This is a genomic window from Naasia sp. SYSU D00948 (assembly GCF_017916515.1).
In the GTDB taxonomy this organism is placed as follows: Bacteria; Actinomycetota; Actinomycetes; order Actinomycetales; family Microbacteriaceae; genus Naasia.
Window position 1 is genome coordinate 2,401,294 of sequence record NZ_JAFMTA010000001.1, and the last position, 12,999, is coordinate 2,414,292.

The 12,999-nt window shown below is 70.4% G+C and carries 13 protein-coding genes; 2 read left to right on the plus strand and 11 right to left on the minus strand.

The window, feature by feature from the left end; translation table 11 throughout:
* Nucleotides 1–114: 114 nt before the first annotated feature.
* Both J3P30_RS11330 and J3P30_RS11335 read right to left on the minus strand, forming a co-directional pair.
* A complete protein-coding gene (locus J3P30_RS11330; protein ID WP_210481121.1) occupies nt 115–900 on the minus strand; it encodes a DUF2182 domain-containing protein in 786 nt (261 codons plus the stop codon).
* Complete coding sequence (locus J3P30_RS11335; RefSeq protein WP_210481122.1) at nt 897–2,408, minus strand: tyrosinase family protein; 1,512 nt, start codon at nt 2,406–2,408, stop codon at nt 897–899. The genes J3P30_RS11330 and J3P30_RS11335 overlap by 4 nt, the downstream gene beginning before the upstream one ends.
* A 317-nt stretch (nt 2,409–2,725) precedes the next feature.
* Between J3P30_RS11335 and J3P30_RS11340 the strand changes: the two genes are divergently transcribed.
* The gene (locus J3P30_RS11340; protein ID WP_210481123.1) at nt 2,726–3,778 is read left to right on the plus strand and encodes an aldo/keto reductase; all 1,053 of its coding nucleotides are present in this window, start codon (nt 2,726–2,728) and stop codon (nt 3,776–3,778) included.
* A gap of 100 nt (nt 3,779–3,878) precedes the next feature.
* Here the strand turns inward: J3P30_RS11340 and J3P30_RS11345 are convergent, their stop codons facing one another.
* Both J3P30_RS11345 and J3P30_RS11350 read right to left on the minus strand, forming a co-directional pair.
* Entirely contained in the window at nt 3,879–4,379 is a 501-nt protein-coding gene (locus J3P30_RS11345; RefSeq protein WP_246852766.1) for a hypothetical protein, read from the minus strand.
* Nucleotides 4,379–5,167: a hypothetical protein gene (locus J3P30_RS11350; protein ID WP_210481125.1), complete on the minus strand. Its 789-nt coding sequence runs from the start codon at nt 5,165–5,167 to the stop codon at nt 4,379–4,381. Before J3P30_RS11350 ends, J3P30_RS11345 begins: the two co-directional genes overlap by 1 nt.
* 382 nt (nt 5,168–5,549) lie before the next feature.
* Here J3P30_RS11350 and J3P30_RS11355 point away from each other — a divergent pair, with 382 nt between their 5' ends.
* Nucleotides 5,550–6,416: a sugar phosphate isomerase/epimerase gene (locus J3P30_RS11355; RefSeq protein WP_210481126.1), complete on the plus strand. Its 867-nt coding sequence runs from the start codon at nt 5,550–5,552 to the stop codon at nt 6,414–6,416.
* A gap of 17 nt (nt 6,417–6,433) precedes the next feature.
* Here J3P30_RS11355 and J3P30_RS11360 read toward each other — a convergent pair whose 3' ends face one another.
* From J3P30_RS11360 to J3P30_RS11390, 7 genes are all read right to left on the minus strand, one after another.
* A complete protein-coding gene (locus J3P30_RS11360) occupies nt 6,434–9,043 on the minus strand; it encodes a family 78 glycoside hydrolase catalytic domain (RefSeq protein WP_210481127.1) in 2,610 nt (869 codons plus the stop codon).
* 190 nt (nt 9,044–9,233) lie between these two features.
* Nucleotides 9,234–9,449, minus strand: a complete 216-nt coding sequence (locus J3P30_RS11365; RefSeq protein ID WP_210481128.1) for a hypothetical protein — start codon at nt 9,447–9,449, stop codon at nt 9,234–9,236.
* A gap of 192 nt (nt 9,450–9,641) precedes the next feature.
* Nucleotides 9,642–10,607: an alpha/beta fold hydrolase gene (locus J3P30_RS11370; protein WP_210481129.1), complete on the minus strand. Its 966-nt coding sequence runs from the start codon at nt 10,605–10,607 to the stop codon at nt 9,642–9,644.
* Nucleotides 10,604–11,581, minus strand: a complete 978-nt coding sequence (locus J3P30_RS11375; RefSeq protein WP_210481130.1) for a CPBP family intramembrane glutamic endopeptidase — start codon at nt 11,579–11,581, stop codon at nt 10,604–10,606. Before J3P30_RS11375 ends, J3P30_RS11370 begins: the two co-directional genes overlap by 4 nt.
* On the minus strand, nt 11,578–12,186 hold the full coding sequence (locus tag J3P30_RS11380; protein WP_210481131.1) for a GNAT family N-acetyltransferase: 609 nt from the start codon (nt 12,184–12,186) through the stop codon (nt 11,578–11,580). The genes J3P30_RS11375 and J3P30_RS11380 overlap by 4 nt, the downstream gene beginning before the upstream one ends.
* Complete coding sequence (locus tag J3P30_RS11385; RefSeq protein ID WP_210481132.1) at nt 12,183–12,476, minus strand: hypothetical protein; 294 nt, start codon at nt 12,474–12,476, stop codon at nt 12,183–12,185. The genes J3P30_RS11380 and J3P30_RS11385 overlap by 4 nt, the downstream gene beginning before the upstream one ends.
* 46 nt (nt 12,477–12,522) lie before the next feature.
* On the minus strand, nt 12,523–12,999 hold the full coding sequence (locus tag J3P30_RS11390) for a GNAT family N-acetyltransferase (protein ID WP_210481133.1): 477 nt from the start codon (nt 12,997–12,999) through the stop codon (nt 12,523–12,525).

Consider the following 12,999-nt stretch of genomic DNA (forward strand, 5'->3'; position numbering starts at 1 on the left):
GGCTCCGGGGATCGATCCGACTTCCCGTCCGCTCACTCGCCCGAGCGCGCGGAGCGGAAGCGGAGACGGTCACGTTACGCAGCGCTCGTGCGTGACGCTTCGAGGCCGGCGGAGTCACACGCGCGCGCGGAGCAATCCCGCACGAGCCCGCGCGCTCGGCCATTCGGACGCTCGTGCCGGGACGAACGGCAGCCTCCATCGAGGGGTCCGGGCCGGCAGGTAGCGCTCGACCGTCAGCGCAAGAGTGGCGGCCGCCATCGCGACGAGGTGGATGTCCGCAGCGAGCAGCACCGTCACCATGAGCGGCCCGCACACTGCCGCGCACGCCCCGCCGGTGGCGAAGCCGTCGCGCAGGGCGTCGCGGTACGCCGCGACGCCGAACGAGCGGAGCGACGCGGCTCGATGACAGGCGTTGAGGAAGCGCTGCCGCAGCGGCGAGCAGTGCCATAGCGCCACCAGGGCGACCGCGCCCCATGCCAGGCGCACGTCCGTCCCGAGCCAGGCCACGAACGGCACGACGGCGGCGCCGGCGAGCAGCCAAATCACCACGTACCCCGTCAGCCACACCGTCACGATCGAGCCGCGCCGACGGCGCAGACTGCTGAGCCGCACCCGGTCGACCTCGCGCGCCAGCAGCAGCGGCGACATGGCCAGGACCATCGCCACCCACATCACGAAAGCGACCGGCGTGGCCGCTCCGCCGTGGACGTGGGATGTCGGGTGCAAGGACGAGGCGACGACGGCGCCGGGAAGGGCTCGGAACTCCGCATGACTCGCCGCGGCGCCGATCGTCGACCACACCATGACGGCCCAGCCGTTCATGCTGACGAACAGCAGCGCGGGTACCGGAGGCCGGCGGACCACGGCGGCCAGGCCGCGCCCCAGTCGGCGGGTTCTCACGGTTCGAGCATGAACACACGCACGCTGCTGATCGAGAAGTCGGCGTCCGCGTCCCTCTCGCTCGCCGGAACGAACCGCACATCGAGCGCGTTCGCGAGATCGTTGCCGGAGACCTGGAGCGCGTCCACCACGCGAGTGATCTCCAGCACCTCGTTGAGGCCGCCTCCGGCATTCGGGCCTTCTGGATCGCTCGCTCTCCCGACGCCGAACAACGACAGGGTGCCCGCGAGGTGGTCCGGATCGAGTTCCTCCGTGGCGTCGGTCGGCAGGCCGATGTAGACGAGGTAGTTGGCCGCGTCACTGGTTCCGCGTATGCCCTCGAGCTTCAGGAACACTCGCGGAGGCTCTTCGGAAACAGGGCCGAGTGCCATCGCGCGTCCCAGCCGCTGGGTCAGTGATCGCACTCGCGGCTCGTCCAACCGCACACCGGCGCGGGTCTCGCCGTTGACCCGCACGGCGCTGTCGCTCGCGCCGATGAGCTCCGGCGCGTGCTCGGCGCCCATGACTCCTCCTTCACGCTCCTCGGCACTCGGTGTGCCGTCATCCGCACTCCGCGCAGGGCCTCCGCTCAACAGCGCGAAGCGCTCGGCGCGCCGGGCACCGACCGGGAACACGGGCTCGACCGGTGCCGCCTGATCGTCGTAGATGTAGTCGAGCGGCGATGACGCCGTGTCGAGGACCAGGCTGGGCGTGAACGTCCACTCCTGCCCGTCGACCGCCGGCATCGTGAAGGTGCGGGGGATAGGGCCGTCGAGCCATCGCGGATCAGCAGGGTCGGTGTGCGTCCGCCGCCACACCGTCCACAGCCGGTCGATGTTCGCGTGGTGCAGCCAGAAGATCGGGTCGAGCCCTGCCGTGGACGGCATCGACATGAAGCCCTGGTCGGCCGGATCGTTGACGTTCCCTCCAGGCCGGGAACCCCCGATCTGCCCGTGCACGCCGTTGTGCGGCTGACGCTCGAGCGAGCCGTTCGGCCCGCCGCCGGTGTGGAAGACCGTCACCGGTCCGCCGAAGCCGGGCGGTATGTCGTTGGTACCGCCGACGAAGTCGTCCAACTGCAGTGCTTCGAGGGTCACGAACTGCTCACCGATGGTGATCGGAGGATCCGTCTTGCCGTAACGACGCTCGACCCACAACGGATTCGGTGACCCGTCGGGCAGGGCGGTCGATTCCCACCCCGCGGGCAGAGTCTCCTGGGCGAAGGCGTCCGGCAGGACGCGCGCCTCGGGACGGGTCGTGTCGCTGTAGTTCCAGTACGGCAACGCCCAGTCCTCCGGGCCGCCCGCCTCGATGACCGCCTCGCGGCAGATCTGCTCGAACGCGAACAGGTATCCCCGATGCCAGGGCAGGAAGTACCAGCTCTGGTGCTGGCACTGGTTCCAGAAACGCCGCTGGTCGGCTGCCGGTGGAGCCGCGACGTCCGGCTCGATGACGCCGAATCGGAACCAGAGCGACGGTTGGATGCCGTGGATGGCCGCGAGGAACAGCCAGCTGGTGCGGTCGGCCAAGGGCCGGGACTGCATGACGTGCACCGCCGTCGCATACCACCGCAGAGCGTCAGCGGCCTCCGGCGATCGCACCTCGCAGCGTGTACGGACCATCTGCGACCTCCAGCGGTGAACTCGTGCCGAAGACTATTCCTCGCGCCTTCGCGTTGCGAGAGTCGAAGGGGCTTCTCCTTCCGGGGCGGCCGACGCCGGGGAGGCGGGGTGTCATCAAGAGTCGGCCCGGGACGGGGTCGGAATCAGGGGTCCTGTCGAGGGGGGCGTGACAGGACGGGTCGACCGCCGCCGAGCGCTGCGGGAACAGCGGTAGCGTCGGCGCCATGGAATATCGGCAACTGGGACGCAGCGGACTGCGGGTGTCCACGATCACGCTGGGCACGATGGGCTTCGGCGGCACCGGCTGGGCGACCAACGTCGGAAAGATCGACGTCGAGGGGGCCCGTCGGCAGATCGACGTGGCTCGGGATGCGGGCGTCAACCTCTTCGACACCGCCGACGTCTACTCGAGCGGACTGTCCGAGGAGATCCTCGGCAAGGCGCTCGGAGCCCACCGCGACGACGTCCTCGTGGCGACGAAGGTGCGGATGGCGATGGGTGACGGCCCGAACGACGCAGGCCTGTCGAGGCACCACATCGTCCGAAGCGCCGAGGCGAGCCTGAGACGGCTCGGCACCGACTACATCGACCTCTACCAGGTGCACGAGTGGGATGGCCAGACGCCCCTGGACGAGACGCTGGCTGCGCTCGACGACCTCGTGCGCTGGGGCAAGGTCCGCTACATCGGCTGCTCCAACTACGCGGCCTGGCACATGATGAAGGCGCTCTGGACCGCCGATCGGAGGGGCCTCACCCCCTTCGTCAGCACGCAGGTGCACTACTCCCTCGAGACCCGGGACATCGAGAACGAGATCGTTCCGGCGGCACTCGACAGCGGCCTCGGAATCCTGGTGTGGAGTCCGCTGGCCGGGGGACTGCTGTCCGGCAAGTACCGGCGAGGCGTGGAGGGTCCGGCGGGCAGCCGCCACGTCGAGGGATGGGGAGAGCCGCCGGTCTACGACGCCGAGAAGCTCTACGACATCATCGAGAAGCTGATCGCCATCGCCGATGCGCGCCAGGCGACCCCGGCGCGCATCGCCCTGGCGTACATCCTCGCGAAGCCCGGCGTGACGTCGCTCGTGGTGGGCGCTCGGACCGAGGAGCAGCTCGTGAACAACCTGGCTGCCGCCGAGGTGGCTCTCGAGGCCGGTGAGCTCGAGCGTCTGGACACCGTCAGCGCTCAGCCGCTCCCGTACCCGTTCTGGCACCACCTGAACGCCGCCGACCGGCTGGGGCCGGCCGATCTCACACTGCTCGGTCGGCACCTTCAACGCTGAGCGCGGGCGCTGACGTCGTCGGCGACGTGGGCGGAGTCAGGGCACGGCGGCTCTCGAGCACCGCGAGCAGGTCGAGGGCGTAGGTGACGTTCAGGTCGCCTCAGCCGTCCGCGACGATCTTGCTGAGGTCCGTGCCCCAACGCCGAGCGCGTGCGAGCTCGCCGTCTGCGACCGGACCGGTGTAGCCGTGGACGCCGAATGTCTCCGGCCTCGCGACAGGCCGGTAGCCCAGAGCCACGAGTCTCTTCATCGCCTTCTTCGCGGCCGACCCGGGGAGGCGGGGGCTGACGACCCGGGTGTCGAAAGTCGCCACAGGGATCGCTCGAGAGGGCGACCGCTGCGCTTCGATCCACTCTCGGATCCCGCGTGGAGGGATCGTCTCCGCACCCTGCTGCTTCGCCGACTCGCGAGTGGTCGCTGTCGACATCGAAAACGCGTGAGTGGGTCCGCCGACCACCAGCAGGTCGAGGTCGCCGAGATCCGCGGGGGCGGAAGCAGCATCCACCAGCTCAGTGAGATCGCCGCCGAGCCCAGCGGCGATCTCCGTGCCGATGAGCTCCGTGTTGCCCCAGATGGACTCCACCACGATCACTGCCCTCATCATGCGTCCTTGTACTGCTGGCGGAGCTCCGGTCCTGCAGCTTCCCGCCGAGCATCTGGACTCCGTCGTTCGAGCGCCACGATGGCGGCGAGGCTGGTTCCGACGACGACCGCGACCATCACCATCGGCGGCAGCCCGCTCGGATCCCCGGCTGCGACGATGAGCACCATCGCGGCGATGATGCTCAGCCCCATGAGCACCGAGAAGACAAGCGCCGGCACGACCAGCGACAGACCCTTCCCGTCGCCTCGCAGAGCGAGCACGCCGATCAGGATCATCCCGGGCAGGACCACGGAGAGGTCGAGCACATGGATGGGGTTCACGATCAGGCCGGCCACCTCCAGGCTGGACGGGGCCTGACCGGTGATCGTCGCCGGGATCACCTCGCTCAACCACAGCACGCCGAACAACGCGCCCGTTCCGATCAGCACCCACGCCGCGAATCGGGCCCGGCCCCGATCGTTCCGCGGCCGTGGATTCAGTGCCGGGCGGGCGGCGATCAGCGTGTAGAAGACGAGCCCGAGAACAGCGACATAGACGAGGAACAGACGGCCGAAGTGCACCGCGAAGGCGTAGACCACGTAGGCGTACAGGGGGTAGGCCAGGGTGCCGATCCAGACCCGCTCCGCCAGGAAGGAACCGCCGCGGAGTCCGATGGCGCTCAGGACGAGCACCGCCACCGCCAGCAGATTGCCGAGGTCTTGCCCCTGGGCCTGCAGGATCCAGTTCGCGGTCTCCTGCTCGTACGGCCAGGAGGCGAGCAGGCCGAGCGAACTGGCGAGAGTCACCAGCGCTGCGATCGCTACTGACGAGACGACGAACGGCGTCCTGCTTCGTCGCTCGAAGGAAGGCTGAGAACCAGGTCGGGCACCGGTCATGGCGGGGAGCCTAACAACCGGGCGGCGTCACGAGGCAGGCGCGGGGTAACGCCGCGCAGGCTGCGTTGTGCAGGCCTCGGCTCGAAACCGGTGGCGGCGGGGAACAGCGCGTGCTGCGAGAGTTCGGCACCGGGCCGGTTCTACGATCAACCCACTCGGGGAAGGTTCCACGGCCAGCCGTACGAGGTCGTGCCCACGCTGATCGACATCGTGGTGAGCAACCGAGTGAACTTGGTGAACCGGCGCGGGCCCCACCCGCTGATCCGGCGCCTCAGACAGAAGGAGTACGTGGATGAGCTGGCCCGTGTATGCGATGGACACCGGCTTCTACAACCGGCAGGGTTCGTACGACTTCGGCGTCCGCTGCGAGATCGCGAAGGAGCTCGGGTTCGACGCCACCTACCTGACCCTGTGGTCGGATGCCGCCTGGGCCGACGTCCCGAAGCTCGAGACCGTCCGGGAGAGTTACGGTCTCGACGTCGCGGCCATCTACTGCCAGATCGACATGACGGCAGCGACGGTCCAACAGGACGTCGAGCGCGTGCTCGAGCTCATCGCGACCACCAACGCCACCCGTTCCATCGAGATCGCGCTGATGTCGGACAGGTTCTCCCGATCCGACCCGGCCGGCGACGCCACCGCCCTCGCACTGCTCGAATCACTCGCCGACGCGGCATCCGAGGGGGGGATCACCCTGCTGCTCTATCCGCACGCGCTGTTCTGGCTCGAGCGCACCTCCGACGCGGTGCGGCTCTGCCGTGCCATGGATCGGCCGAACGTGCGAGCGATGTTCACCGCCTACCACTGGTACGCGGTCGAGGCAGGCCCCGGCCTTCCTGAGCTCCTCGACGATGTCGCGCCCTTCCTGGGCGGCGTGAACGTCTGCGGCAGCAGCCTCCGGCCCGAATCGTTCATGGGAGCGACGTTCGAGAGGCTGGGTGAGGGCGAGCTCGACGCGTTCGACGTGCTCAACCAGGTGCGCCGGGTCGGCTACCGGGGATATGTCGGGCTGCAGGGCTACTCGGTGCAGGGTGACCCCTACAGCAACCTCCGCCGGTCTCTCGAGATGCTCCGCGACATCGAGCGCCGGATCGACGCTCACCCCTCCTGGGGGGATCTGAACCGGAGCCGGCCCCTCAACCTCCCACGTCGCGCCTGAGCGACGTCCCCGTACCGCTAGACGTGGGCGTGGGCGCCCCACGGGGCAGTATCGGTGTCCGACGGCACCTGGGCGGCGGGGCAGGTGAAGGTGTGAGCGCCGGACCCGACCGTGTGCACCTCCGCGTCGCCCGGCAGGGTCACCTCAGCCGTGGTGCCGGGTGGCACGACGACGTCCAGGCGGAACCCGTCGGCCTCCAGGCTCCAGCTCACCTCGACGCGGCCATAGGGGGTGTCGTGCGCGGTCCTCGCCCAGGTGAGGCCACCGCCGGGGATCGGCGCGACGCGGATCCGCCGGTATCCCGGCTCGACCGGAGCGAGGCCGCCGATGACCCGGTGCATCCAGTCGGCGATGCCGCCGAACACCGGGTGGTTGAACGACAGCATGTCGCCGGGGTGCAGGGAACCGTCGGGCAGAAGGGAGTCCCAGCGCTCCCAGAAGGTGGTCGCTCCCAGCCGCACGGCGTACCGCCACGACGGCACGCCGGTGTTGTTCAGGAGCCGGTACGCGAGGTCGGCGCGGCCCTCGTCGACGAGGGTGTCCATGAGGGCGAACGTGCCGGGGTAGCCGGCTTCGATCGAGCCTCGCCGCCGCAGCAGGAGCACCAGCCGGTCGAACGCCGCCGCGCGCTTGGCCGGTGGCAGCGCCCCCACGAGAAGCGCGAGCGCGTAGGCCGTCTGTGAATCGGAGGCGACGAGGCCACGACCGGTGACGTACGTCACGTCGACGTGGGCGAGGAGCTCCGCGTGCAGCGCAGCCATATCCGCCTCGATCTCGGCGTCGCCCACGGTCCGGGCCGCCTCCAGCGCGAGCGCGGCCGACCGGACGGCTCCGAGGGCCATCACGACGTCGTACTCGGTCCGGCCGTTCTCGGGGTTGTCCGGCGGGGCGGTGGGGTCGAGCCAGTCGCCGAACTGGAAGCCGGCGCTCGGGAAGCCGTCGAGCACCTCCCGTCCGACGCAGCGCGCCCACGCCGCCATCGACGGCAGCTGATGACGGAGCATCTCGCGATCCCCGAAGCGCTCGTACACCGCCGCGGGCGCCATGCAGGCGGCGTCTCCGAAGACCGCCACCGGGTAGTCGCCGGGGAAGGGCACCAGAGGAATGGCAGGCACCACCATGGTCGGGCTGCCGTTGGGGCGCTGGTCGAGGGCGAGGTCCTCGAGCCAGGAGGCGTGGAAACCGGCGGTGTCGTAGAGAAAGGCGGCCGTCGGCGTGATGTGCGCCGCGTCACCGATCCACCCGAGCCGCTCGTCGCGCAGCATGCAGTCGGTCGGCACGTCGAGCATGTTGGCGGCGATGCCCCACACGGCGTTCTCATGCAGGCGGTTCAGCTCGTGGTCCGAGCACACGAACCACCCTGTCCGAGGCAGGTCGTTCCGGACCACGCGCCCGGTCACGTCCTTCCGGACGACGACGCCGGCAGGATCGTCGATGGCCGCGTAGCGGAACGAGCGGAACGTGAACGCCGGCTCCCAGTCCAGCTCGCCGGCAGCTCCCAGAGTGATGCGGTCGGTGTTGGCGGCGGTGCGCTGCGGGCGTACGGCGAGCTCGCCGTGGTCGAGCGCCTCGGCGACCCGCACGGTGACGACGCTCCCCGGCTCGCCTTGCAGCCGCAGCCGGACGTGCCCGTTGAACACCTGGCCGAAGTCGGCGATGGTCCGGCCGGAGGGGCTCTCGATCCAGTCGCGTACCGGAATGGAGTCGACGATCCGGATGGGCGGGAACTGCGGCCCCACGAGCTCCGCCTCTGGGAGGCCGGCGACGTGGACCGCCTCCCACGCCGAGTCGTCGAAGCCTGGGAGGTCCCAGCCCACGGGCTCGTCGTCCTGCACGTACGTCTCGCCGTCGTAGAAGGAGGTCGACGTGATCCCGCCGCGACCGCAGCGCCAGGTCTCGTCCGTCGTCACCGTCCGCGTCGATCCGTCGACGTACGTGAGCTCGAGCTGCGTGACGAACCCCCGGCGGTCGCCGTAGATGTGGCGGAGGCCGCCGCGCCACCAGCCGAGCCGCCCGGCGAACCAGCCGTCGGCCAGCCGCACCGCGAGCGCGTTCGCGCCCTCGCGGACCAGGTCGGTGACGTCGTACACCTGGTAGCGCAGCCGGTGGTGGTAGCTGGTCCAGCCGGGAGCGAGCCGATCCGCGCTGACGGGCCGCCCGTTCAGCAGGCACTCGTAGACCCCCTGAGCTGTCGCGTACAGGCGCGCGCGCACCACCTCTCCGGCGTCGAACTCGTGGCGGAGGTAGGTGCACTCGTCGTCCCCGGGTCGGGGCGGCCGCACGAGGGACGCCACCCAGTCGCTGCGGTCGAGCAGCCCCGCCTCGATCCGCAGCGGCGCCGACCAGTCGCTCTCGCCGTCCGGGCCCCAGATCCGCACGGCGGCCTCGACCACCTCCCGTGACGCCAGCGGCGCGAACGGCCAAGCGACGAGCACTTGGTCTGCGCTCTCCACTCGCTCCGCCTCGTGCCAGGCGCCGCCACGGCGCGCCCGGACCTGGTAGCCGGACTGCACCCACCCTGCGTGCTCGGTTTCCACCTGCCAGGACAGGCGCGGCGACGGGACGGCGACTACGCCGTCGGCGATGTGCTCCGCGTGCAGACGGGTGACGAGCGGCATCCGGACCATCGTGGCAATGGAATCAGGTCCGCGCTGTCGGCACCACCTGAGCGGCGTCTCAACTGTTCACGAAGGAGGGTCACGGCTGCTTCGGCCCGGATCCACGGTCGTGTGGGGGAGGAGCCTCTGCCTCCAACCTCGCTCGTCGCCTCGCGCCGCACCAGGAGGGCGACCAGGCCGGCCGCCCTCCTGGTGGCCCTCAGGAGCCGTCGGCGCGGACCTCCACCGAGGTGGAGTCGTCGCCGATGGCCGGCCTAGCAGCGCGCTCGATCGTGCTCCCCGGCTGCTCGGACACCGCCGCGGCCTCCACCTGGTCCGTTGCGGCCAGTGCAGGCAGCGCGGCACCCGTCAGTGCTCCACCGGCGATCACCGCGGCAAGGGTGGCCCCCGCCGCCGCGATCCTTCGCTTGTTCATCATTCCCGTCCTCTCTCGCGCCCTTCCCGTTGAAGGGTTCCGGCCATGGTGAGCGCGAGCCCTATCAGCACGCATGGCCCGCGACGTATGGGGACTGACCGGATCTTCTAAATCCAGCAAGAGGGGAAGTTGCGCGCCGGAGCAGCCGTCCCGCGCGCCTGCTTCGTGATTCACGCCCTCCGCGCCCTCGGTTCACCCCGGCTCGGGCACGCCGTTCAGGAACTCGCCGACCTCGTCCGCGATCTCGGCCGAGTGCGTCCAATGCAGGTAGTGGCCGCCGTCGAGCTCGACGAGCTCTCCCCGGTCGACGGCGTCGAGCTGGATCTCGTGGAGCTCGCGCCAGCCTGGCTGGTTCCCCTCCGCCTTGACGAAGGACAGCACCGGCAGGTCTTCGGGATAGGTGAGGTCCTCCACCATCGCGAAGTTGCGCGCCCCCTGGTTCGCTTCGTCGGCGACGGCCGCGTTGCCGTGGTTCCAGTTGGTCATCAGGCGGATCTGTTCGCGCTCGCGAGCTGTGAAGGCGTCACCCTCCGGCTCGGCGATCGAGGGCATGATCGTCGTCGCGAGCCGCAGCAAGCCCGTCTTCGCGACCAGTGCGTCGAGTGGGCTGCCGGCGCCCGCGAGCCCATTGATCTGGCCGGGCACGGACGCGTCGATCCCCACGACCGCGGCCACCTCGTCCCGATAGCGATTCGCGTAGTAGAGCGTGTACAGGCCGGCGATCGAGTGCCCCATCAAGACGTACGGCTCGTCGACCCCGACCTCCGCCAGGGCGGCGTGGAGTTCGCTCGTGATGTTCTCGATCGTGCGCGGGGGCGCGTCGGTGTCACTGCGGCCGTAGCCGAACCCCTCCACGACGACGAGCCGGTACCCGTCGAGCTCGCGGATCAGCGGCGCGAAGTCGAGCGCCGGCGCCGCCATGCCGTAGCCGGTCAGCATCACGATGGTGGGGCCGGTCGTCCCCTCTCGATACACATTCAGGAAGCCGTCGCCGATCCGGATCCGTTCCCCGTACGACGACTGGGCCCGCTCGTTGTGCTCCAGGGCCGCGTTCGCCGCCGTCGAGACCAGCAGCAGCGCGATCACTGAAGCGAGGGCGACGCCGACGACGCGGAGGATGCGTCGTGTGGCGGGCTCGTCCCTTCCTGGAGGCCTCATGTCGTTCGCGGCCGGCGGAGCACGGCGCGCCAGACGACCGCGGCGGGGACGAGGAAGAGCCCTGCCCCGAGCAGTCCGAGCACGCCGGTGAGGATCGGGTGCGGGGAGAGCACGAGCAGCATGAGGAGCGGCGCCACCGCGTTGAACATCCCGTGCGCGGCGGCGACGGGGAGGACGCTTCCGGTCAGCTCGCGGAGCCCGCTGAGCAGGAACGACATGCCGATGCAGAGGGCGACCATGGCGAGCACGCCGAGGAGTGGGAAGCCGGGGTAGTTGTAGCCGTGGAGGATCAGCGGGGCGTGCCAGAGACCCCAGGCGACGCCGGTGAGGACATTCGCCGCCACAGCTCCCCGGTGTCGGAGCTCCTCCCACATGAGTCCGCGCCAGCCGTACTCCTCACCCATGGCGAAGAGACCGTTGATGGTCCACCCGGCGATGATCGCGCCCCACACTCCGGCGATCAGCAGCACGGCGGTCGGCGGGGGAGTTCCCGCTGCCTCGACCGCCGCCTTCCCCAGGAGGGCGCTCGCCGCCTGGATGACGTCGGCTGCGCTCGTGGCGATCGCGCCGAAGGCGGGCAGACCCAGGAGGTTGCCGGCGACGAGCACGACGGCGAGGTACAGCAGCAGCCATCCGATCATCGCCGCGACCGGTGCGAGGACGAACACCGCGATGTTCCGGGACGTGCGCAGGGGCAGCCGCAAGCGCGGCCTCACCAGCCCGCGCTCGACGAGCAGAGCCGCAACGAGGGGCGACGGCATGTACAGCGCGGCGATGAGGACGATGCCGACCAGCGAGTCCACGGGGATCCGAGCGATCGACAGGCCGGCGCCTATCAGGACGGACCAGCCGAGGGTGATCGCGAGGTAGAGCGGCAGACGCCGGGGCGACGGGCCGGCCGCTCGCCCGGCCGAGGTCCGTTCCCCGGGCGAGGTCGGGTCCGCGTGCTCCTGGTCGGGGATGGGCGGCGTCATCGTGCGGTCGTCCTTCCGGGGTTGGTCGTGCGGATGAGAACGTGGACGGTCGGGCCTCCCGTGGTCACCGATCCGGCCTGGGACCATCCCAGGCGTTCATAGAAGCGCACATTGGCGCTGGTGGCGGTCTCCACGAGGAGGGTGGCGCGGTCGGCGTCGAGTCGGTCGAGGCCCGCCGTGACCACCGCGGTGCCCAGGCCGGTGCCCTGGGCACCGGGAGCGACCGCTGCGCAGGCGAGCACCCAGTCGTGCCGGGGCCGTCGCGGCGCGAGGGCCTCCTCGGCGTGGAGCACCCGCTCGAGGCGGTGGCCGTGCAGCTCGGCGACCCGCTGCCGGACCTCGTGGGGGAGGTCGGGGACGGCCGCGGGCACGAAGGCGGCGACGGCCTGCCGGTCGTCCGTCGTCACGACCAGACCATGGGGGAGCGCGAGATGGGTGAGGTAGAGCCGCTGCAGCGCGACGAGGCGCTCGCTGTACCGGCTCCCGGGGACGGTCCACCGGGTCCACGCGTAGTCGGCCATCGCCTCACCCGTCATCGTCGCGATCGCCTCGACGTCGTCCGTGGTCGCCTGCCGGATGGACACAGTGCGTGGTCGGCCCGTCATCTCCGTGTGACGAGCCGGCGGGCTTCCCTGTCGACGGCGTCGTCGGTCACGTAGCCGACCCGCGGACCGTACGCGCTGAGGGCTGCCGCGACGACGGCGACCCCGAGGCCGAGCATCGGCCAGATGGGCCAGAAGTGGCCGGTCGCGCCGGTGAACGCCCAGATCGCAGTGCTGGATCCGGACACTGCGACCCAGACGAGAGCGATCACGGGGACGTTGCGGCGGGCGAGGAGGCGCCGCCGGGCGTAGTCGCGGGCGGAGTCGGGCACGGTCGTTGCGCTGTCGGTCATGGTCCTGTTCCTGTTCCTCTGGATGTCGTCGGGATGGGCGGTCGGGTCAGGCCGAGACGGCCCAGGCGTAGTCCTGCGGAGTCCAGGAGATGACGGCCTTCGTGTGGATGCGGGCTCCGAGCCGGCGGTAGAAGCGGTGCCCGTCCTCGTTGTCGGCGCGGGCGCCCCAGACGACGAGGAGCTGCTCGGGCTCGGCGAGCTGAGCGACCGCGGTCATGAGCTGTCGGCCGACGCCGCGGTTGCGGGCGGCCTGCCGCACGTACAGGTCGTCGAGGGCGAGGATGTCGCCGCCCGTCCACAGGTGCAGCCGTCGCGTCATCGAGGCGTAGCCGATGGCGGTGTCGCGGTCGAACGCGAGGAGGACGTGGACGTCGGGGCGGGCGAGCAATCCGCGCCAGTCATCCGTCGTCGCGTGCACCGAGTCGAGGGAGTTCTCGTGGGCGGCGATCTCGCTGACCAGGAGGTGCACCAGGTCGGCGTCGTCGGGCGTCGCGAGGCGGGTGGTGATCGTGGTGGCGGTCAT

Bases quoted from the DNA above. Each gene is read 5' to 3' on its own strand.
- J3P30_RS11340 (WP_210481123.1), top strand. From the start codon at position 2,726: ATGGAATATCGGCAACTGGGACGCAGCGGACTGCGGGTGTCCACGATC.
- J3P30_RS11345 (WP_246852766.1), bottom strand. From the start codon at position 4,379: ATGAGGGCAGTGATCGTGGTGGAGTCCATCTGGGGCAACACGGAGCTC.
- J3P30_RS11355 (WP_210481126.1), top strand. From the start codon at position 5,550: ATGAGCTGGCCCGTGTATGCGATGGACACCGGCTTCTACAACCGGCAG.
- J3P30_RS11360 (WP_210481127.1), bottom strand. From the start codon at position 9,043: ATGGTCCGGATGCCGCTCGTCACCCGTCTGCACGCGGAGCACATCGCC.
- J3P30_RS11365 (WP_210481128.1), bottom strand. From the start codon at position 9,449: ATGAACAAGCGAAGGATCGCGGCGGCGGGGGCCACCCTTGCCGCGGTG.
- J3P30_RS11370 (WP_210481129.1), bottom strand. From the start codon at position 10,607: ATGAGGCCTCCAGGAAGGGACGAGCCCGCCACACGACGCATCCTCCGC.
- J3P30_RS11375 (WP_210481130.1), bottom strand. From the start codon at position 11,581: ATGACGCCGCCCATCCCCGACCAGGAGCACGCGGACCCGACCTCGCCC.
- J3P30_RS11380 (WP_210481131.1), bottom strand. From the start codon at position 12,186: ATGACGGGCCGACCACGCACTGTGTCCATCCGGCAGGCGACCACGGAC.
- J3P30_RS11385 (WP_210481132.1), bottom strand. From the start codon at position 12,476: ATGACCGACAGCGCAACGACCGTGCCCGACTCCGCCCGCGACTACGCC.
- J3P30_RS11390 (WP_210481133.1), bottom strand. From the start codon at position 12,999: ATGACCGCCACCACGATCACCACCCGCCTCGCGACGCCCGACGACGCC.